At 58.8% G+C, this 20,750-nt stretch carries 13 protein-coding genes and 2 pseudogenes; 8 read left to right on the forward strand and 7 right to left on the reverse strand.

Features of this window, described 5'->3' with window-relative positions; translation table 11 throughout:
• Window positions 1-223: 223 nt before the first annotated feature.
• Window positions 224-1,978: a cation:proton antiporter domain-containing protein gene (locus tag JOH52_RS27780; protein ID WP_010967838.1), complete on the reverse strand. Its 1,755-nt coding sequence runs from the start codon at window positions 1,976-1,978 to the stop codon at window positions 224-226.
• A gap of 194 nt (window positions 1,979-2,172) precedes the next feature.
• On the opposite strand from JOH52_RS27780, the gene JOH52_RS27785 reads away from it, so the two are divergent.
• Complete coding sequence (locus tag JOH52_RS27785; protein ID WP_013845572.1) at window positions 2,173-2,889, forward strand: fimbrial biogenesis chaperone; 717 nt, start codon at window positions 2,173-2,175, stop codon at window positions 2,887-2,889.
• 1,136 nt (window positions 2,890-4,025) lie between these two features.
• Here JOH52_RS27785 and JOH52_RS36260 read toward each other — a convergent pair.
• Window positions 4,026-4,560, reverse strand: a pseudogene (locus tag JOH52_RS36260) (class I SAM-dependent methyltransferase).
• Window positions 4,561-4,708: 148 nt separating this feature from the next.
• On the opposite strand from JOH52_RS36260, the gene JOH52_RS27795 reads away from it, so the two are divergent.
• Both JOH52_RS27795 and JOH52_RS27800 read left to right on the forward strand, forming a co-directional pair.
• Complete coding sequence (locus JOH52_RS27795) at window positions 4,709-6,208, forward strand: FAD-dependent oxidoreductase (RefSeq protein WP_017266584.1); 1,500 nt, start codon at window positions 4,709-4,711, stop codon at window positions 6,206-6,208.
• A gap of 130 nt (window positions 6,209-6,338) precedes the next feature.
• Complete coding sequence (locus tag JOH52_RS27800) at window positions 6,339-9,728, forward strand: AAA family ATPase (RefSeq protein ID WP_014531456.1); 3,390 nt, start codon at window positions 6,339-6,341, stop codon at window positions 9,726-9,728.
• A gap of 203 nt (window positions 9,729-9,931) precedes the next feature.
• On the opposite strand, the pseudogene JOH52_RS36265 reads toward JOH52_RS27800, so the two are convergent.
• Window positions 9,932-10,189, reverse strand: a pseudogene (locus JOH52_RS36265) (Fic family protein); the annotation flags it as partial.
• Between JOH52_RS36265 and JOH52_RS27810 the strand changes: the two are divergent.
• Window positions 10,134-10,610 (forward strand): ester cyclase, encoded by a 477-nt coding sequence (locus JOH52_RS27810; protein ID WP_017266583.1) that lies wholly within the window; start codon window positions 10,134-10,136, stop codon window positions 10,608-10,610. The pseudogene JOH52_RS36265 and the gene JOH52_RS27810 sit on opposite strands and share 56 nt — an antisense overlap.
• 513 nt (window positions 10,611-11,123) lie before the next feature.
• Here JOH52_RS27810 and JOH52_RS35420 read toward each other — a convergent pair.
• Together JOH52_RS35420 and eglC are read right to left on the reverse strand one after the other, a co-directional pair.
• On the reverse strand, window positions 11,124-11,333 hold the full coding sequence (locus JOH52_RS35420; RefSeq protein ID WP_013845569.1) for a hypothetical protein: 210 nt from the start codon (window positions 11,331-11,333) through the stop codon (window positions 11,124-11,126).
• 510 nt (window positions 11,334-11,843) lie between these two features.
• Complete coding sequence (eglC, locus tag JOH52_RS27815; protein ID WP_017266582.1) at window positions 11,844-13,241, reverse strand: endo-1,3-1,4-beta-glycanase EglC; 1,398 nt, start codon at window positions 13,239-13,241, stop codon at window positions 11,844-11,846.
• 318 nt (window positions 13,242-13,559) lie between these two features.
• Between eglC and JOH52_RS27820 the strand changes: the two genes are divergently transcribed.
• The 4 genes from JOH52_RS27820 to JOH52_RS27835 all read left to right on the forward strand — a co-directional run bounded on the left by JOH52_RS27820 (window position 13,560) and on the right by JOH52_RS27835 (window position 18,682).
• Window positions 13,560-14,015 (forward strand): transposase, encoded by a 456-nt coding sequence (locus JOH52_RS27820; RefSeq protein ID WP_013845567.1) that lies wholly within the window; start codon window positions 13,560-13,562, stop codon window positions 14,013-14,015.
• A gap of 927 nt (window positions 14,016-14,942) precedes the next feature.
• A complete protein-coding gene (locus JOH52_RS27825) occupies window positions 14,943-15,245 on the forward strand; it encodes a hypothetical protein (RefSeq protein WP_017266580.1) in 303 nt (100 codons plus the stop codon).
• A gap of 126 nt (window positions 15,246-15,371) precedes the next feature.
• Window positions 15,372-17,135, forward strand: coding sequence for an adenylate/guanylate cyclase domain-containing protein (locus JOH52_RS27830; RefSeq protein WP_017266579.1), 1,764 nt, complete (start codon window positions 15,372-15,374; stop codon window positions 17,133-17,135).
• 248 nt (window positions 17,136-17,383) lie between these two features.
• A complete protein-coding gene (locus tag JOH52_RS27835; RefSeq protein WP_014531463.1) occupies window positions 17,384-18,682 on the forward strand; it encodes a mechanosensitive ion channel family protein in 1,299 nt (432 codons plus the stop codon).
• A 98-nt stretch (window positions 18,683-18,780) separates the two neighbouring features.
• Here JOH52_RS27835 and JOH52_RS27840 read toward each other — a convergent pair whose 3' ends face one another.
• The gene (locus JOH52_RS27840) at window positions 18,781-19,293 is read right to left on the reverse strand and encodes a pilus assembly protein N-terminal domain-containing protein (protein WP_014531464.1); all 513 of its coding nucleotides are present in this window, start codon (window positions 19,291-19,293) and stop codon (window positions 18,781-18,783) included.
• Window positions 19,294-19,405: 112 nt separating this feature from the next.
• Window positions 19,406-20,701 carry a pilus assembly protein TadG-related protein gene (locus tag JOH52_RS27845; protein ID WP_014531465.1) on the reverse strand — a complete coding sequence of 432 codons (1,296 nt, stop codon included), beginning with the start codon at window positions 20,699-20,701 and terminating at the stop codon, window positions 19,406-19,408.
• Window positions 20,702-20,750: the final 49 nt, after the last annotated feature.

A 20,750-nucleotide genomic window follows, 5' to 3' on the forward strand; every position in this document is an offset into this window, starting at 1 on the left:
ACACCTACAACCAATTGCTGCAATATCAGCGGAGCCGATGCTCCATTTTGGCGACGTCGGCCCGCGGCCGGTGCGATGCGCCTACAATCGGCAGCAGTTAGGAGTAGAACGCCGTCCGCCGTCTGGCTGGTCATCGCCATTGGTCAGAACTGACTTCTCAGAACGACCGCCTCGGGGAGACAAGCCTGTCCAAGGCGCGGGAATAACTGAAGGTCCTACAAGGCTACTCGGACGTGAGGCGGGATTCGCTATCGCTAGGGGTGGTGGTGTCAGGTGCATTGATATTGCTCAAGATATGTTCCGAGATGCTCCGAGCAATCTCCTTCTCGCCCATTATGATCAGATTTGCGCCCAATCTCTTTAAGTACTCGACCTCGGCATCGGAATGGGCGCGAGCGATAATCTCTAACTTCGGATTGGTGGCGCGGGCGTGTTCGATGAAATTGCCACTCTCGAATGGATTCGGAATAGCGCTGATCAACCACTTAGCCGAGTTAACGTTGGCGGCCTCGAGTAGCCCTGGCTGAGCGGCGTTCCCTGAAATGACGTCAACGCCGCCGGCGCGTAGTTGATCAGCAACCACTTGCCGTTCCTCGACGATCAGGTATGGCTGCCCTGCGTTCTGCAATGTCTCGGCGACCAAGCGTCCCACGCGTCCATAGCCGACAAGGATTGCATGGTCAGTAAGGCTGGTAGTTGTCAGTTTGGGTGTGATGTCGATCCGGCCTTCTTCTTCCGTCCTGACTGGCGCCCGATTTTCGAGCCGTGGCATCAGCCGATCCAATCCGGCAAATAAAAGCGGATTGATGAGGATCGAAAGGATCGCTCCGGCAAGTACCAGGTCACGTCCCGTCTCTGGAAGGAGATTAAGTTCAACACCTAACCCCGCAAGGATAAAGGAGAACTCGCCTATTTGTGCCAGGCTCAGGCCGAGTGTCACGGCTATGGGCAAAGAATAGCCGAACATGACCGCGATGGCGGATGCGGCTGCAGCATTGCCAATTACGATGATCAGGAATGTTGCAGCGACGAGCAGCGGTTGCTCAACCAAAATCATGGGGTTGAACAACATGCCTACGGAGACAAAGAAGAGCACGGCAAATGCGTCGCGCAACGGAAGCGTCTCCTGAGCGGCCCTTTGGCTCAACTGCGATTCGGCGAGAATCATTCCCGCAAAAAAGGCGCCGAGAGCGAATGAGACCCCGAAGAGTTCCGCGGCCCCGAAAGCCACTCCGAGGGCAATCGCGAGCACGGCTAAACGGAAAAGTTCTCGCGAGCCCGTATGAGCTACGTAGTGAAGAATCGCGGGAATGACACGCCGGCCGACGATTGCCATGAGCGCAAAGAAGGCGGCGAGCTTGGCCAACGTAAGTCCGAGCGCACCCGAAATCGTATGCGGCTCAAAAAATGTTAGCATTCCGCTGTTTTCTGGTTCCGCCCGGTTCGCAGTACCGCCGAGGACATCGGCGAAGGCTGGCAACAATACGAGCGCGAGGATCATGGCGACGTCCTCGACGACGAGCCATCCGACGGCAATACGCCCTCCATCGGTTTCCAGTTGTCGCTTCTCCTGCAAAGCTCGGAGAACCACAACCGTGCTCGCCACTGACAGGGCCAATCCAAACACGAGGCCAGCTCCGATCGGCCATCCGATCGCCTGCGTGACGATGAATCCAAGCGATGTCACCAGAGCCATTTGACCGAAGGCCCCGGGAACCGCGATCGTCCGTACCGAAAGTAGATCGTGCAAGGAGAAATGTAAGCCTATGCCAAACATCAACAGGATTACACCGAGCTCGGCGAGTTGGCGCGCCAGCGCTTGGTCTGCAACAAAGCCGGGCGTGAACGGACCAATCAAGACACCTGCCAAGAGATAACCGACTAGCGGCGACAGGCGAAGTCGGTTCGCCAGCGTGCCGAGAATGAAGGCAAGCCCAAGGCCGGCAACAAGGGTAGCGATAAGTGGCGTGTGGGGCATTTCTCCCGATCCGGTCGGATTTCATTCAGAGGCCAAGTGCTGCACGAACCTAGAAATAGTGGACTACCACGTGGATGTCTCGATACCTTTCGCCACAAATATAGGATGCTGGCGTCGAGCGTCGTTGTATGACAATTTCTCGGGTGTGTGGGTCTCGCACAGAAGCCATGCTGACCAATGGACAGGAGATCGCCATGACTTCCATACTGAAGAGCACCGGCGCAGTTGCTTTGCTCCTACTGTACACCCTCACCGCCAATGCCACTTCGCTCATGATTTCGCCATCCTCCATCGAGCGTGTTGCACCGGATCGAGCAGCGGTTTTCCACCTCAGAAACCAGATGGACCGGCCGATTAGCATAAAGGTGCGGGTCTTCCGTTGGAGCCAAAAAGGCGGGGTAGAGAAACTGGAGCCGACTGGCGACGTGGTCGCAAGCCCGATATCAGCGCAGCTGTCGCCGAACGGCAACCGCGCCGTCCGCGTGGTCCGCGTCAGCAAGGAACCGCTACGCTCTGAGGAGGGCTACCGAGTGGTGATCGATGAGGCTGATCCAACACGGAACACGCCCGAGGCCGAAAGCCTTTCAGCCCGACACGTTCTGCCAGTCCTTTTCCGTCCGCCGGACGTCCTTGGGCCGGAGATTGAATTGAGTCTAACGCGCTCCGATGGCTGGCTTATGCTCGTGGTCGAAAATAAGGGGGCGAGCAGGCTGAGACTGTCCGATGTGACGCTGGCGCAGGGCAGTGCAGTCATTGCCCGCCGAGAAGGGTTTGTCGGTTATGTGCTGCCAGGCCTGACGCGGCACTGGCGAGTTGGCAGAGAAGACAGTTATTCTGGTGGCATTGTTACTGTTTCAGCGAATAGCAGCGGCGGCGCGATCGGCGAACAGCTTGTGGTGAGCGGTCGCTAGGGCTCTCGCATAGGTTCCTCCCCGGACATTCGAAATACGCCGGTGTCCCACTGTTGACAGGACTTGCGCGTTGAACGATCCGGATCAACGCCGCACACTTCGCATGATCTTCGCCGGCCGAGTCAAAATTTCGGCCTCATCAAACTGTGAGGCTTTCTGCGTTAGCTACGACCGGATCGCCGGCCTCTGACATTGCGGCTGTTTCTTCACGGACAATGAATTGGCGCCAACCGGTCACACCACCCTGCCGCTCTACTGAGCGCTCATAGAGTGCACTCTCCATCCCGGCCGGAATGCCCGCAGGATTGCCATAGGCTTGCGCCCAGGCTGATATGATCTCATCGGTGGCAGCAGCAGCGCCGACCTTGTAGTAACGACACTTGAGGCGTGCGGCTGCGACAGGGCTCTACCAGGCCAGAGTACATAAAGTATGATGAATCATTGGGCCCCTAATTTCTTATTGCTTCTGCAAGACTACTGGGTAAGATCCTTTCTGCAGCGGCACATCTTTCCTGAATTGCCCTTAGAACTTTCTGTATTGGCGAGGGGGAAGAAATATTGCGGTGTCGATGCTTGATGTTGCATGAGAATACAGTTTGAACATTGATTGAGCCCGGATCGCAAAGGTCCGGGCTTCTTTCGACTTCAAAGATTATTGTAAAACTGGGGAGACAAGCCGTTGCGAGACGAGCAAGGCTAGCCTTTTCAAGGTCAACCCTCAAACGCAGCCGTGCTCCTAAGACTGCGAGCCATGCCAAGGCGAACTTCATCCAACAAATTGACGCCGGCAGGCAGAACCGCATCTGTATGATCGTGAGACTGCAACATGGCTCGACCTCTTCGAACTGACCTCTAGCAAGCGTCCCCGTACAGTTTGCCGTCAGCGAAATCATGCGCCTCAGGTGGTTCGCGAGCAAGAGGTTTGCTCCCTGCTACGGAGGTCACGACAAGTTCAATATGGTGGAGGGGCTTTCTCGGAGATTCCCAGCCGCCGGGTACTTGGAGGCGTTGTTTCAGGCGATGTTCACGCGGGCCTCCGCAGCATACCGCAGGATGTTCTCGATCTGTGATCAAAGGGTCGCGTCGCACCGCACCATGGTAGTTGTGCACCGCTCAGCCCGCCCTATTGATCGTCGTCACCTCGTGCGTGCGCTGCCCTCATACCTGAACATCATCGGCTTCGGGCGCGCCATGTAACCCGTCTCCACCCAATGCGACGCCAGATCGGTGTGAGCCGGTCCTGCCATCAGCGCACACCGGCATCGGGTGCCAATCCATGTTCGACGAACAGCAGCTTGCCACCAGATTTGAGTACGCGCCGCATTTCTGCAATCGCCGCGACCGCCCGGGATCGTGCGCAAGGTCCAGGCGATCACGACTGTGTCGACGCTCTGATCGTCGAGAAAGATGGATACTGCCGTCCCCTCGATGAAGCTGACGGGCATTCCCGGATCCGGCACTCGACGCGCCATCGCTAGACGCTTTGGGGCCGATTCAAGTGGGAGAACTTCCCGCACAGGCGGGCGGTAAAAGGGCAGGTTAAGGCCCGAACCGATTTCGGCCTCAACGACTCGTCCTCCGCCACGCCGATCAGTTGCTCTCGATAGGGTCGTCATGGCGCATCGAAAGATCACAGAGCTTCGGCAAGATGATATCGGTGTAGATGCCCATGTGGTGTCGCCGTGCTCACAACGACGCGCCCCGAACGTGCTCGGCCATTTATGATAGTTGATTTTAAGAGATAGCGTTTGTAGGGGCTGCGCCCTTCTGTAGAGTTCGGTCCGGAACATTCGCGAACGGCTGTGGTTATCGAAATCACATGCAATCGCAGGACGCCGCGTGGATGGTCAACTTGCCGGGAAATCGCGGAAGCTGCTGGGTGGCCACCGCCGACCGAACGGGCTATCCGCAACTCGACAGTTCGGTACATGCCGAAACCGTTGTCGTCGGAGGCGGGATCGTCGGGCTCACCACAGCGCTGCGCCTCCTTGAGGCGGGACGTTCAGTGATCCTTGTCGAAGCGCTTGAGATTGGTCAACAGGTGACCGGCCGCTCGACAGCAAAGATCACCACGCAGCACGCGCTGATCTACCGCCATCTGGTCGACACTTGCGGTCTGCCCACGGCGCGCAACTATACCGAGGCGAATTCGGCAGGAGTCGAACTGATCAAGGACTGGATCCGGGAATATGGGATCGCCTGCGATCTGGAATGCAAGAATGCATACTCCTACGCCACGAACTCGAAAGGACGCGAAGAGATCGAGGCCGAGGCAGAGGCTGCACGGCAAGTCGGGCTGCAGGCGGAGGTACTCGACCGCGCACCGCTTCCCTTCGAGACGGTCGGCGCGCTTTGTTTTGCCGACCAGGCGCAATTCAATCCGGCCAAATACCTTGTCGGATTGGCGCATACCGTTGCGAACCGGGGTGGCCGCCTCTTCGAACACAGCCGCGCGATCCTGATAGGCGAGGCGAGCCGGTGGCGCGTCGTTACCGCTTACGGGACAGTTCACGCGGAAAACATGGTTGTTGCGACGAACATGACCGTCAAGAGCCCGGTAGGGATGGCAAACCGAACGCAGCCGCGGTGTCATACCGCAATGGCCTTCCGCGTTGATGATCCGCTCGTCGTTGATGGTATGTTCATCGGTATTGATGATCCCATGCACTCGTTACGAACCGGCCGGGATGACAGAGGTCCTCTGCTTGTCGTGCTAGGCCCCAAGTTCAACACCGGTCAGGATGGGAACGTCGCGGCACGATTCGTCGACCTGGAAGAGTGGGCGCGAAAGAACCTGCCCGTCGGCGATGTTGCCTGGCGTTGGTGCAATGAGGACTACGACACGGCGGATCGAGTGCCTTTTGTCGGCGAACCCGATCCCGACAACGCTCCGGGCTTCCACATCGCCACTGGCTTCAATGCCTGGGGCATCAGCAATGGGACCGCAGCTGGCATGATGATCGCGGACACGATCCAAGGCCGGTCCAGTCCATGGCAGAGGCTTTACAATCCGACCCGGACCTACCCCAAGGATTATCACCAGAACGGCGAAAGCCAGTCAATCGTCGGACGTGCCGACGACATCCCGCCGGGCGAAGGCGGAGTGATCCTCAGGGGTGACGACAAGATCGCGGTGTGTCGGGATATCGAAGGATCCCTCCACGCCGTGTCCGCAACCTGCACGCACAAGGGCTGCACGGTGACGTGGAACAACGCCGATGGGACTTGGGATTGCCCCTGCCACGGCTCGATCTTCGCATCGGACGGGTCGGTCATTCATGGTCCGGCGCGCAAGCCGCTTGCCCCCGTGAAGCTATGAAGCAGCCGCAAAGAGCAGGTGAACGCATTCGAACGACGTCATGCGGTCCTTTTTGCTTGGGGGCGTGCGGCCTAGAGACTTCTGGAGTATGCTGAAGAACCTTGCACTCCGAGTAGACGGAGAAGGAGCCATGGACATCGGTGCCTGGCTGCGCGATCAAGGGCTGGGACAGTACGAAGGAACGTTCCGCCAAAACGACATCGATCCTGAAGTACTCAGGCACCTTACGGCCGAGGATCTGATTGGGGTCGGCGTCGCTTCAGTAGGGCACCGTCGTAAACTGCTTGCCGCCATCGCCGCACTGCGTGAGGTCGCTGAACAACCGAGCGGCGCAGCTGGGTTTGGCGCGACACCTGTAATCAACCCGGAGGCGGAGCGTCGTCAGCTCACGGTAATGTTCGTCGACCTTGTCGAATCGACCAGGCTTTCCTCACGACTCGATCCAGAGGAGATGGGCGAACTGCTGCGGGGCTATCAGCGTGCGGTGGCGGGTGCGATCGCGCGATTCGAAGGACACGTTGCCAAGTACATGGGCGATGGCGTGCTCGCTTACTTTGGCTATCCGCGCGCTCACGAGGATGAGGCCGAGCGAGCGGTGCGAGCGGGGCTCGCGGCCATCGACGCAGTGCGGAAGCTGCAACCACCGCATGGGGAGACGCTGGAAGCTCGCGTCGGCATCGCGACCGGCTTGGTTGTTGTCGGCGAACTGATTGGCGAAGGTGCAGCGCGTGAGGAGACGGTAATCGGCGAAACACCCAATTTAGCGGCACGACTACAAAGTGTCGCCGAGCCGGGAGCTGTGGTGGTAGCATCCGCTACCCGGCAGCTGATAGGCGGTCTGTTCGATCTCGCCGAACTCGGCTTCCACCCGTTGAAGGGTTTTGCTGCTTCGATACCTGCTTGGCGAGTGCTCGGTGAAAGCTCTGCGGAAAGCCGCTTCGAGGCGTTCCACGGGGCGAGCCTGACCCCGCTCGTCGGTCGCGAGCACGACATAGGCCTCCTGCTGAAGCGCTGGGAGGCAGTCAAAAAGGGAAAAGGCCGCGTGGTGCTGTTAGCGGGCGAGCCCGGCATCGGCAAGTCGCGTCTTGTTCGTGCCTTGCGCCGGCGTCTGGAAGGCGTGCCGCATACGACCGTAAGTCACTACTGCTCGCCATATCATCAGACCAGCCCGCTTTATCCGGTTATCCGCCTTCTGGAGCGGGCAGCTGGTTTCGCCGCGGAGGATCCCCCCGAAGTGAAACTGAGCAAGCTCGAAGCGCTGCTCACGCAATCCATCGAAGAGGTCGCGGACGCGGCTCCGCTGCTCGCGGCGTTGCTGTCGGTGCCAGCGGACGATCGCTATCAGCCATTGGAGTTGAGCCCGCACCGGCAGAAGAAGCGAATGCTGGAGGTACTCGTCGACCAGCTCATCGGGCTCGCGGCACGTCAGCCCATTCTGGCAGTATACGAGGACGTGCATTGGGCTGATCCGACATCGCTTGAGTTGCTGGATCTTGTTGTTGACCGCGTGCAAGACTCGCCGGTGCTGGTGCTCATCACATTCCGCACCGAGTTTCTCCCACCGTGGACGCGCTATCCCCATGTCACCGTTTTGACCCTTAGTCGTTTGAGCCGTCGGCAAGGCGCAGAGATGGTCGACCGGCTGACCGGCCGCAGGGCTCTGCCTACCGAAGTGCTTGATCAGATCGTCGCAAAGACGGACGGCGTTCCGCTCTTCGTGGAGGAACTGACGCGCGCGATATTGGAGACCAGCTTGCTTAAAGCCGAGGGCGATCACTACGCTCTCGCGAGGCCGCTGTCGGCAATCTCTATTCCAGCTACGCTTCACGAGTCGTTATTGGCCCGGCTCGATCGACTTGCGCCCGCCAGGGAGGTGATGCAGGTGGCGGCCGCAATCGGTCGAGAATTCTCGCATGAGTTGCTCGTGACCGCCGCGCCGTTGCAGGCCAGCGAGGTAGAGGAAGCACTGGAGGACCTCATTGCCTCGGGTTTGGTGTTCCGCCACGGGACTCCCCCGCAACTGACCTATAGCTTCAAGCACGCGCTCGTACGCGACGCCGCCTACGCCACCCTTGTGCGCACGAAACGACAACGGTTGCACGCGGCGATTGCCACAGCGATCGAGCAACGCTTCCCCGAAATGGTGCAGACGCAGCCGGAACTTTTGGCCCAGCACTATGCGGAGGCGGGCCGGCTAGAACCCGCGGTCAATTATTGGCTCAGAGCCGGGCAAGCAGAGATTGCGCGATCCGCAACGACCGAAGCGATTAGCCATCTGACAAGAGGGCTGGAGCTGCTTGAAGGGCTGCCTGATGATGCTGCGCGATTGAGAAAGGAACTCGAATTGCAAGTCGCTCTCAGCGTCGCCCTCATGACTGCCAAGGGTTGGGCAGCGCCCGAGGTTGGCCGGGCAAATGCGCGAGCGCGCAATTTATGCGAGCGGCTGGGGGACAAAAGCAGGCTCTTCCCTGTCCTTTATGGGGACTGGGTCTTCCACGTCGTGCGCGCTGAGCTGGAGGCGGGGAGGAAGGCGGGAGAGGAACTGCTCCGGCGCGCGCAGGAAGAACGGGAGGTGTCCGCTGAAATCGTCGGCAAGCGCATCGCCGGAACCGGTGCGTTCCTTCGCGGCGAGATCGCTAATGCCCGTGAATATCTGGAACGGTCGCTCGCACTCTATGACCCGCAGCAACACCGCGCCCTCGCGTTCCTGTTCGCCCAGGACCCTCGGGTGGCGGGGCTGTCGGTCCTCTCCTTGACCCTCTTCGCTCTTGGGTATCCCGAGCAGGCCCAGGCGAGAAGTAACGAGGCATTGGCGGACGCAAGGGAACTTTCTCACAGCAACACGCTCGGTTTCGCCCTGCTCTACGGCTGCATCCTGTCGCAGCTTCGCGGTGATTGGCGAGAAGCCCGAGACCGGGCAGATTCACTAATCACGCTCGCAAGAGCGCAGGGTTCTCCGCATTTCCTCGGTGCCGGTAAAATTGTGCAAGGTTGGACGTTAGGACAGACGGGTGAGTTACCGGCGGCCAGCACGAAGGTGCAAGAAGGCTTAGCGTCATGGCAGATGACTGGAGCGAGATTCCTGGTTCCATACTTTTTGAGCTTGCTCGCGCGCGTCGAGACCCAGAGCGCAGGAGCAAAGCGAGCCTTGGATTTGCTGACCGACGCGCTGCAGCGAGCGCGCGAAACGGGCGAGCGGTGGTTCGAGGCGGAATTGCATCGGCTGACGGGCGAGCTGATGCTGCAGCTGCCCGCGTTTGATCGTGCCGAGGGGGAAGCACGGCTCCAGCACGCGGTCGAACTAGCGCGAGGGCAAGGCGCTGACTTGTGGGAGTTGCGCGCAGCGACAAGCCTAGCCCGACTAAGGATCGGGCAGAACCGGTTCGGCGACGTTCATCACCTGCTTGCGCCACTCTGCGGCAAGTTTGCGGAGGGTTTCGCGACAACGGATCTGCAATCTGCCCAACGGCTGCTTCGTGAGGCAGCCGGTTTCGATGGCGCGATCAAGTCATCCGACTAGTCAGCCGAGCTGCATTATGCTGCAGCGGGTCGTGCGAGCGGAGCGGAGGCACGACATGCCTTTTAAAGTAGGCCGAGCGACGCCATAAATACGTGGCGCCTGCGTAGTTCCGCTCCGGTTATGGACGCCGCTGCACGGGCCAAAATTGCCGGATCGGCATGACGGAGGAGCAGTTTCGATCCAAGGTCGGCGGCGGCGGTCCGGTAGAGCAGAGGTTGTCGAAGCACGCCTGTCGCGCAAAAAGAGAGATGGTGATCAGAAGTCGGCCGAGGCGGCCATTGCCGTCCGGGAAAGGATGAATGGTTTAACTGGACATGGATCAGGCCGGCCTTGAGCTACGGCGGAATGCTCGGCGTTTCTTCATGAATGAATCTTGCCCAGTGACGAAGGCACGTCACGACTCGTTTGGCGTCGGTCGGTACGAACGTAGCGTTTCCCGTCCGTGTGCCGCCGATCCAATTCTATGAGTTGGCCTTTCAACGTAAGGAGACAGTTTTGATCAGACAACTCGCTGACATATATCGTGGCTACTTGGATTGTCTCAATCGGCAAGCCTGGGACGAGCTTGGCCACTTCGTTGACAACGAAATCCAGCACAACGGTCGGCTGCTAAGGATATCGGGCTACCGGGAAATGCTGGTGAAGGACTTCGAAGACATTCCAAATTTGCAGTTCAATATTCAACTGCTTGTATGCGAGCCGCCGCGCCTTGCCGCCCGCCTCTCATTCAATTGCTCCCCTAAAGGCGAGTTCTTGGGCCTGAGCGTCAATGGACAGCAAGTGTCCTTTACAGAGAACGTTTTTTACGAATTCGTAGGATCGAAGATCGTTTCGGTATGGTCGGTCATCGACAAGTCGGCAATCGAGGCCCAACTCTCATAGTAGGGAGAGTTGGTCAACGACGGCCTTAAGGCCGAAACGAATACGTCATCGTTGACCGGTAGCAGCAGGTCGTATGCTGCCTCCGGCGACGATCAGGGACGACTTGTCGATGGCAGTCGGCGCCCAGTTCCTCAAAGAGATGCGTCGGACCGAGGTTCAATCACGATCGACTACCACCGCACCATCCTGAATCAATATGAGCTGAAGAGGACGCCGGAAGACTCGAGATTGCTGTACGCTCGCTGGCAAATCCGGTCGAGCCGAAGGCCACTCGAGAGTTCTATCCTACCGGTTTTTCGTGAACGCGTCCGAGCGGACAGCGCGCGGCGTCATCAACTACAAGGGTCCTGACGCTTGGATCGTTCATCACGATATCTCGATGAGTTTGCCCGACCGCGCTGCATGCGGTAGCGACGTTGACGGAAGTCATCTGGCCCACTGACATCGGAAATCCAGGCCTGGATTGAAAGCTCGTCGCTGCGCCAGTGCGATGAACGCCTTGGGGCGGAACATTCAGGCATCTCGGCTGGCAACCGGTACCTCACAACGCCATTTTCTGACGCTTAGGCCTGGATGCTGTCCAGACCAGTTGCTGACATACATAACGGAACGGAACATACATTGCGTCAGCGAATCTTGGATCTCGAGCTCCAGGCGCTCCTCACGGCACTTTTCGGGTGCTGACAAAAGGCATACCGTCAGTACAAGAGTTACCGGCCCCATAATTATACCCTCCTGCGCTCGAATTAAGCACACGCGGATAGCGTCGATGACCGTATTGATGAACTAGGAATCCATTCACGTCATGTGCGCTTTCCCTTTGGTGCACGAGCTGTTTCTGCAGATTTCCGTTCTAGGCTCTCATTTATGACAGTTACTGAAAATCCCCGCAGTTCCTAAGGGAACAAGTTTGGCGATTTCCCGGAGATCTCGATCGGGGGCACTTCGTCCCGTTTCCCTTCTTGTCCCATGAAACTGTCAACGAGCCCAACCGGTTTGCAGGGTGATAACGCCCCAAGTGAGCGTTTGCCCTTGCGAAAGATTCTGAATGCACCGACGTCTTCGCGGCACGTCGATGCTTGATGAGGAGCTGGTCCTTCATCAAAGAGAACGCATGCGCGGTGTAAGGAATGGTTAGCGAAAGCGGGTTCAGTCGATCCATTCTGACCGGCAGAGCCTTGGGGCTGCCGGCCGCTGGAAACCTCTTTCCTGGTTCAGGTCTGCTTTCCTAACTCAGATGTGCCAGTCTGCGTCGAGCGAATAGGCCTTGACATAGTCGACCTTCATTTCAGCGCCGCCCATGAGCCCGTCGGTTGGCCGGCCTGCCATCCCGCCAATCGCAAGATTGACAAGCATGTACATCGGATCGTGCATGTCCGAGGGGGTGTCGGCGCGTGCGATCGCGGCATCGTCGAAGTACCAGACGATCTCCTCTTCCGTCCAAAGCACACCATATTTGTGAAAGCCACTTGTATCGGTGACCCTGGCTGCGCTTGCGATGCTGGTCTGAGAACCGGTCTCATTGGAATGCACGGTGGCGATGACGGTATTCGGATCCTGGCCGTGCATCTCGACCACATCCAGTTCCGGGGGCCAGGTGCCGTCGCCCGGCAGCAGCCAAAATGCTGGCCACGCCCCCTGATCATCCGGCATGTCGGCGCGCATCTCGAAATAGCCGTAAGTCTGAGCAAATGACGAGTAGGTCGTCAGCATGCCGGAGGTATAATCATACCCGTTGGTTTCGGCTTGGATCGCCTGTGAAGCCGGCTTGGCGGTGATCGTGAGAACGCCGTCCGTCACGGAAAATGGATTGGCCGAGGCGGTCGGCTGATAGTTCGGATTGACGTACCATTGCAGCTCGTCATTACCGGTGAGGGTTGCCCCCTTTTCGGGTGCCCACCAGTACTTCGGGTCCCAGACACCGCTGGTACCATCGCTGAGCTGCAGAGTGTTGAAGTCATCGGAGAAGGTCTGCGTCAGAACGGATCGGTCCAGCGCCAGGCTGAACTGGTTCGCATGCAGCTGATCGGCGCTCGTATTTGCAAAGACGAGATACTCGCCATCGGCGAGACTGAGCTTGAGATCCAAGCCTTCCTGGGCAACGTTGGCAAGAATGTGGTCGAACGACGTAAAACCATAACCTTCGAGCCTCACCACATCGTCGGAGCCGAAGTCGCTGATCAGGTCGCTACCGTTGCCCATTTTGAAAGCGAAGGTGTCTGCACCACCCGCCCCGGTGAGGACGTCGTTGCCAGCGCCACCATTGATCGTCTGGCTGCCAGAGCCGCCGCTGATGATGTTGCTGGCACTATTGCCGAAGCCAAACCCTTCGACGCCGGTGACCGTCAGGTTCTCGAAATTCTCCGGCAGGGAGTAGCTCATCCAGGTGTTGATCGTATCGACGCCCGCACTGGGCGCCTCAGAGGCTCGGTTGACCCCCGAATAAAGATAGTAGATGTCGTCGCCTGAGTCCCCAGTCATAGTGACATCGACGGAACTGTCAGCCCACATCGAATCGTTGCCGGCCGTTCCGTAGAGCAGCGGTCCGGACCCGCTGGCGGAAAACCATGCCGTAGAACTACCGCCATAGGACAGCGGCTCGCCTAGGGCATTCGTGACAGTTCTGCTCATCGAGAAGTCTCCTGTTTAGTGGTTTGACCCCCGCCCCGCAGGGCCACCCCTAGCATCCCGTAGTGTGACTTGTCGCACACACCTCCCGCCTTAACCGAGCAAGATGGCCGAGCAAGATGGAGGTGAGGTGAGCTATGGCCCACACCCGCGACTGGTGCGCCGTGCCGTAGCTGACAGGTACGACTACGCTGCAAGCACCCATGGCTCCCTCGTACGGGGTCCAACATCAACAATCTGTAAAGCAGATGTTTGATAGTCGTGTTGACTCTGTGGTGCACTCAGCAGAAAACAAAATCATAACTAAGGAGGGTATTGCTGATGGCTGACGAGAGTAACACCGGGTCAATTGCTGCGGCTGTAGCGCCACACGCCGACGTGAAAGCACCAGCGGCTAAGAAGAAGAGGTCGCCACGGCGCCAGAAGGCGGTTGCCGAACCAAGGCGAGCTGTATCGGAGACGCCGGCCGCCAAACCGAGGCGATATAGCGAACAACAGAGAAAAGAGAAGCTTAAGCTGATAGAGACGCAAGTCACCGAAGGCAAAGTTACGCTCAAAGACGCTATTAAGAGCGCCGGCATTTCCGAGCAAACCTACTATCAGTGGAAGCGGACCGTAAAGCCGGTTGAGCAAAAGGCCGAGAAACGTCTTCCCACCGGCGAGGAGCTGGCGGATCTCGTTCGACTCGAAGAAGAAAACCAGAGGCTCCGCAAGCTTCTGGCGGAGAAGTTGCGAGCGGAAAATGCCGACCTGCGCAAGAGGCTTGGGCTGGATTAGTCACGACCGGGATGCGCAGGCTGGACGGTCGCTTCGGCGTCCTACTGCGTGACGCCAAAAGCTCGAGTTTGCTTCCAATTTCTAATTGGGCCGGCAAAATGATGCGCTGCTGGTTCCCCGCCGTCACCTCGCGAAAGGCTCGCTAGCTGCGAGTGGGCACGTAAAGCACAGATCCGCCTCGCGCGTGGAGGAGCTGCAGTGCGGGGAGGGGCTGTATTGGTGCGGTCATCAGGCGCGGCGCGCCCGACCGGCGTTGTCCTTTTCACTTTGCTTGGGACCGACAGGTTATGAACGCCACAACGGAGATTCGCTGGGGAATCAATGTCGGTGCGACGACAGCCAAAAGTCCCAAAACTCAATCTGGGGAGACACGGACCTGAGGACTCTGGAGCGCGACGTGAAGGAGAAGGCGTCGCATCTGTTATGCCCTTCTCAGCTGAAATCGCACCGGCACTCCGACAAATTCAGATTCTTTTAGCGAAGATGCGGGCGATGTCGACATTGCACGAGCAGTGATTCTGACCGCCGGCGGAGCAGAGCTCGATGTGCCGAGGCAGCAGGAGCGCCCGCCAGGACCTTAGGCTCGAACAAGATCTAGGGGCACTCCTCGAAAGCGAGCAAGCGGCTCAGGAGGCTGTTGGCGGGACAGCTTCATGCACAACTTGCTTTTCAAGAAGAAGCTCTCGCGGTTTGATGTGCCATTGCGGGATTGCGCCTCATTCTGGGACAATCGCCGGACTAACGCCTCGGTAGCCTCCGCTGGTGATCGAATAGCGAAAAAGGGGACGTCTGAGGTGGAGTTCGAGTAGAAGGTGTGGCGCCTGATTCGAGCGTTTCCGGCAACCCAGGCGGACTGCGAATATCGCCCGATGCATGCTACCGCTCGGGCCCGGGCGAGCGTATTATCGGGGCTGCGATTTCACGAGGATGGATGATTTGGATTTACACGCCTTCAGAGATTCGCTCGCCGAGCCACAACCGCCCGTCGGTTTAAGCCCTGCGCTGGAGGCGCTGTGGTGGGATGGAAAGGGCGATTGGAACAAGGCGCACGAACGCGCGCAGGAGCACGAGAATAGGGCGGGTATGCATGTGCATGCCTATCTCCATCGCAAGGAAGGCGATCAATCGAACGCCGAATATTGGTATCGCAGATGCGATATCGTACCATCGACCTTGACGGTCGATGAAGAATGGGAAGAGCTCGCACGGGCACTTTTGAAGCAAGGCTGAGCTCTGCTCTCGCGAAGTGGTTCTGCATATTTTGACGTTAGAGCGCATCAATGCGCGAACCGCCGAATGGACGGAAAAGGACGGCAGAATTTTTGATCCGCGCGCATTGGGAAGGCGCAATTGCGTATGGCCAAGGAATCCATCAGACGCCGGCTTGCAGCCATTCTCGCCGCTGATACGGTCGGTTACAGCCGGCTCATGGAGCGGGACGAAAAGAGCACCCACACTTTGCTTATGGCTCGGTGGAAAGAGGTGCTGGAGCCGCTCGTCGGTATTCATCAGGGCCGTGTCTTCAAGAGGACTGGTGACGGCGTGCTCGTAGAGTTCGGCAGCGCGGTCAACGCCGTCGAATGCGCTGCAGCACTTCAGCAGGCCATGGCGGCCGCAAACAGAGACCTGCCGGAAGACCGTGCCATCGTACTCCGCGTCGGTGTCAATCTCGGCGACATCATGGTTGAGGACAGCGATCTCTTCGGCGACGGGGTCAATGTAGCTGCCCGCATCGAGGCGCTTGCCGACCCCGGCGGCGTGGCGATTTCGGATGGAATTCATGAATATGTGCATGGCCGCACCGATATCGCCTTCGTCGACAGTGGTTATCATGAAGTCAAGAACATCGAGCGGCCGGTGCACATCTGGACCTGGTCGCCTAAGGACCACGCGAGGGAGCCCCTTAATATCGCTGCCGAACCGCCCCCGCAGCTTCCGGCGAAGCCGTCCATAGCCGTCCTTCCATTTGACAACATGTCCGGCGACCCGGAGCAAGGTTACTTCGCCGATGGTATTACTGAAGACATCATCACGGATCTCTCGAAGGTTTCCGGCCTTTTCGTAATCGCCCGAAATTCCTCTTTCGCCTACAAAGGCAAGACGCCGGACATCCGCAAGGTGAGCCGGGAACTCGGTGTACGCTATGTCCTGGAAGGCAGCGTACGCAGGGCGGCCAACCGCATCCGCATCAACGCCCAGATGATCGACGGCACGACCGGCGGCCATTTGTGGGCAGAGCGTTACGATCGGGGGCTTGAAGATATTTTCGCCGTTCAGGACGAGGTGACGCGCACCATCGTCAATGCGCTGCGCGTCAAGCTGACCGCCGGCGAGGAGGAGCGGCGCGAGAGCCGCGGCAAGGTCGATCCAGAGGCCTATGACCTGCTCGTCCGCTCCCGTCAGGCGATCCTGCAGTTCAACGCGTTGTCCTCCATGGAGGCCCGCCGCATGCTGCACCGCGTCCTCGAGATCGATCCAGGGATGGCGGCTGCCCACGCTTCGCTTTCGATTATCGCCTTGACCGACTTCATCAACCAGTGGAACGGCGCGACGCCTGACAATCTCACACAGGCACTTGGGCTGGCCCAAGAGGCAATCGATACCGACGGTTCCGAGCCGCAAGGTCACTACACACTCGCGCTTGCCCTTTCCTGGATGCGGCGTCTGGACGAGGCAGAGCAGGCTGCAGAGCGGGCTATCGAACTCGACCCCAATTCCGCCAACGCCTATACGGCACTCGGTACCATTCGGGATTTCCAGGGCCGGCACGAAGAGGCTTTGGCGCTGTATACACGAGCCCACCGGCTGGACCCCCAATTCGACCTGTCGCTGCATTTCCAAGGGAGGGCTCTGTTGAATCTCGGCCGTTTTGACGAGGCCGAGGTCGCCTTCAAACGTCGGTTATTGCTTGCGCCCCGGTCGGATATGACGCGCTTTTATCTTGCCTGCCTCTATGGTCGTACCGGGCGGCATGAAGAAGCGCGAGGCTACTGGCGGGAGGTATTGGGGGTCAACCCGAGCTTTTCCGTCGATCACCTGAGGCGATCTTTACCCTACCAAGATCCCCATCTGATGGACCGGCTGGTGGAAGGTCTCCGTGAGGCGGGAGTCTCTATCTAGAGCACTTTCAGAAAAAGTGTGTAACGGTGTTCCGTGCGGAAGTGCGTACTTTCAAAGTGTAGGTCGACGCGGCGCTGTAGCACTTTAATCTGCTGAATGTTTTGTCCTTCAATCGGCTACGATCAAAGGAAACATGCAGTGGGCCCCGTGCAGCAGGGCACTGCGGAAGTGAACTATTTTCCACTGGACCGCTTCGGAGTAACATTTTGTAACAGGGGGTTTAAAGATCTAGTTCAAGAGGCATCGCCGTGGATTTCATGCAGATGGTTCGACCGCTTGAAATCTGGCTCAGGACATTCGTGCTCAGCGAATGGACATTCTATCAGCTTGGGATTATCGCCGCCGGGTACGTTTTCGCCTCCTTCGTCGCATCGAGAACCGAGCCGGCGATGGAATCCAGGGCTCGGCGTATCAAGGGCAATCCAGATCTGCTGCGCGTCATCATCGCCTTCATGCGCCGCCTGAAATGGCTTTTTCTGACCCTTTGGTTGTGGCTTGCGAGCGTCATTCTCAAACAGGGTACCTGGCCGTCACAACGATGGCTGATCGCTACGGCGCTGTCCCTGGCGGCCGCCTGGTTCATAATTTCCGTGCTGACCAAGATTATCCGCAACCCGACCCTGTCGCGCCTGGTTGCCATGGTAAGCTGGGGATACCTCGCCGTATATGCCACCGGCCTTGACGGTCCTATCCTGTCGGCGCTCGATGCTGCCGCAGTCAATCTGGGCGTGATGCGTCTTTCACTGCTGATCGTTCTGAAGGCGGTTGTTCTGACAGTCGCCCTTATCTGGGTCGCAGTGCTCGTCGGCAATGTGCTTGCCCATTGGGTTCAGCGTTCGGGTGACCTTTCGCCATCGTTCAAAGTGCTGATCAGCAAGGTCATCAAGATCGCTCTAATCATGATCGCCGGTGCAATAGCATTGTCCGCGACAGGTATCGATCTCACGGCGCTGACGGTCTTTTCGGGTGCTGTCGGAGTCGGCGTCGGCTTCGGACTGCAGAAGGTCGTGTCCAATTTCATTTCCGGAATCATCATCCTGCTCGACAAATCGATCAAGCCCGGCGACACGATTACGCTTGGCGACACGTTCGGATCCATCCGCGACCTCCGCGCGCGTTTCGTGTCGGTCATTACCCGCGATGGGAAGGAATACCTCATCCCCAATGAGGACTTCATCTCGCAACAGGTGGTGAACTGGTCGTTTTCGAGCGACTACGTCCGCATCGACGTCGATTTCGGCACCTCCTACGACAGCGATCCGCATGAGGTGGTACGGATCGCCGTCGAAACCGCATCGGCCGTTCCCCGCGTCGTCAATGACTACAAGGCGCCCGTCTGCTGGATGACCGCCTTTGGTGCCTCCTCGCTGGATTTCCGACTGCGGTTCTGGATCTCCGATCCGGCAAACGGCCTGACGAATGTGCGCGGCCAAGTTCTGATGGCACTATGGGATTCATTCAAAGAGGCTGGGGTGTCCATCCCCTTTCCGCATCGAGAAATCATCATGAAGACGCCGGTGGAGATTCAGCGGCCGCCGCGAGGATAGATTCAGTCAAAAGTCTGCTCGGCGGACGGACGACTCCTCACTCAACGCGTCATCGTTCGGTTAACAGCGGCGGCGTCCCTTGGACCAACATAATGCCGTCACTGCTGGTTGTCTGGGGAGGGGGCGGAAAAGCCGTTGCGCGCGGCAATTTGAGAGGCCGTGGCGTTGAAGTGGTCAGCGTCGTCTCCGACGAGCAGAACCGGGTCGCAGCGCCTCGCGCATGTGAAGGTCGCCCGCCGCGCGCCCTGATGAACCGTGACCAGACGGCCGCTGCTCGCAACGACATCCAGAACGAGGTTCGCCACTTCGGCGCCGTCGCTGTCGATCACGATCAGGTTCGTAGAGCCGGGTGTCTTGCCGGTGAGGATCACGGTCCTGTCGTCGCTCAGGCTTGCTTGTGCTATTCCCGTGTTGCCGATGATGACTGTGCTCGCCGGCCGAGGAAGCGCAACGGTCTTGGCAAAGTCGACGACAAGCCGCTCCACCCCTTCGGCTCCTGTGCTCCTTTGCTGAACCGGAATAGTAGCCGTTTTTTGCTCGTCCGCTGCTGCGGGCCTGACCAGAGCTGATATCGCCAGCAACAAGACGGCCCCTTTTGAGCTCCTGGACATGGGAAAACTCCTGCATTGATGACAGTCGAGGTCAACGGCTGGACGTCTCTTGCGTTCCGGCCAGCTACAAAGAAGTTGCCGCTCCGCTTGCGGACATGGCGGCGTGTCGCCCTCACTCGATCAGCGACACGGTCCGACCGACCAGGATCTCCTCCGTCGGCGAGGCGCAGGTCTCCATTGTCGAATTGCCCGTGAAAGTGACCTGATCAGCAATGATCTGCGTACACCCTCCGGAAACGGTCGAGTTTCCGGTGAAGTCGATTTTGCCCGTCGGCGCGTAGAGGTTTCCAACCAGGGTCGACTCGGAATTGCCTGTTATCTTATGGAGTACGCCGGCACTTTGGCGACTGGAGAAAAACAGCAGGCCAGCAAAGGGTCCGCTGGTCGGAGCGGACAGATCGATGTCGGCGTTGCCCAGCAGATTGGCGGCCGCCGAATTGGTGAAGAAAAAGGTAACGCCTTCGCCGGTGAGTTTTGCCCCGGCCGTTATCGTCAGTTCGCCGCCGTCTATGATATAGAGGCCAGGCTTTAGCGTGATCGTTCCCTTGATGTCCACTCCGCCGCAGAAACGGATTGCCTCGACTCCGCTTGCAAGCCGGTCGAAGACATAGGTGGAGTTCGAGACATAGGTCAGATCTCGGCAAGGAAGCTGCTGAATGTGCAGTTTGTCGGGCTCGGCGACGGATGCAAAAGGATCCGGCGTCGGCGGAACCTGCTGGACGGGTTTGCTGCAACCGGTAAGCGTGAGGCCCGTCGTCGTTACGGCTTCGCCGACGGTATACACGCAATCGGTCGACATTAGCGCGCTGCCGTTCTTCATCAGAAAGGCGTCGGCGGCATTAGAATTGGAAACCACGCTGCAGCCGGACAATAGGACTTCCGTTGAGCCGGTTACGGTGACGGCGCCCGAAGCGGAGTTCGACAGCGCAAGCACGCAAGCCTTGGAGCCGCCAGTGACCTGAGCGACCGCGCGTGCCTTCATGGTGATGGTCCCAGTGCCGAACACGGAAGAAAACATGCGTGGATGTGTCTCGGTCAACTCGACCGTCACCTTGTTCGATCCACCGGCAGAGCCCGGGGCCGTGGACACGGTGAGGTCCCCAGGCGAAAACCCGGAGCCACCTGCTACCCTGCGCGCGGCGGTCTCGAGTGCGGATTGTTGATCACCTGCGCGATGGCGCACGGCTGCGGCATAGGCCGATACGTCCGCCGCATGCTGCAGTTTACGCTTTTCCAGATACCAGTACCCCGTCTCGACCCCCAAACCCATCGCACCGACGAGCACGGGAAAAGCGACGGCAGCGATGACGGCGACGGCGCCGTCTTCGGCAGTGAGAAATCGGCGTGCGAGCCTTTGTCGCCGAGGCGAACGGCTCGCTTCACCGATTGCGTCAATTCTCTTGCTCATCCAGGTTTCCCGAAGTCGAAGGCATATCGTTACTCGGAACCGCTGCATT

Origin of the sequence: Sinorhizobium meliloti (assembly GCF_017876815.1) — a bacterium.
Classification (GTDB): domain Bacteria; phylum Pseudomonadota; class Alphaproteobacteria; order Rhizobiales; family Rhizobiaceae; genus Sinorhizobium; species Sinorhizobium meliloti.

What these genes read in the sequence shown, in the direction of transcription:
- JOH52_RS27800 (WP_014531456.1), top strand. Translation starts at nt 6,339, where the DNA reads ATGGACATCGGTGCCTGGCTGCGCGATCAAGGGCTGGGACAGTACGAA.
- JOH52_RS27820 (WP_013845567.1), top strand. Translation starts at nt 13,560, where the DNA reads ATGGCTGACGAGAGTAACACCGGGTCAATTGCTGCGGCTGTAGCGCCA.
- JOH52_RS27795 (WP_017266584.1), top strand. Translation starts at nt 4,709, where the DNA reads ATGCAATCGCAGGACGCCGCGTGGATGGTCAACTTGCCGGGAAATCGC.
- eglC (WP_017266582.1), bottom strand. Translation starts at nt 13,241, where the DNA reads ATGAGCAGAACTGTCACGAATGCCCTAGGCGAGCCGCTGTCCTATGGC.
- JOH52_RS27840 (WP_014531464.1), bottom strand. Translation starts at nt 19,293, where the DNA reads ATGTCCAGGAGCTCAAAAGGGGCCGTCTTGTTGCTGGCGATATCAGCT.
- JOH52_RS27830 (WP_017266579.1), top strand. Translation starts at nt 15,372, where the DNA reads ATGGCCAAGGAATCCATCAGACGCCGGCTTGCAGCCATTCTCGCCGCT.
- JOH52_RS27785 (WP_013845572.1), top strand. Translation starts at nt 2,173, where the DNA reads ATGACTTCCATACTGAAGAGCACCGGCGCAGTTGCTTTGCTCCTACTG.
- JOH52_RS27845 (WP_014531465.1), bottom strand. Translation starts at nt 20,701, where the DNA reads ATGAGCAAGAGAATTGACGCAATCGGTGAAGCGAGCCGTTCGCCTCGG.
- JOH52_RS27825 (WP_017266580.1), top strand. Translation starts at nt 14,943, where the DNA reads ATGGATGATTTGGATTTACACGCCTTCAGAGATTCGCTCGCCGAGCCA.
- JOH52_RS27780 (WP_010967838.1), bottom strand. Translation starts at nt 1,978, where the DNA reads ATGCCCCACACGCCACTTATCGCTACCCTTGTTGCCGGCCTTGGGCTT.
- JOH52_RS35420 (WP_013845569.1), bottom strand. Translation starts at nt 11,333, where the DNA reads ATGGGGCCGGTAACTCTTGTACTGACGGTATGCCTTTTGTCAGCACCC.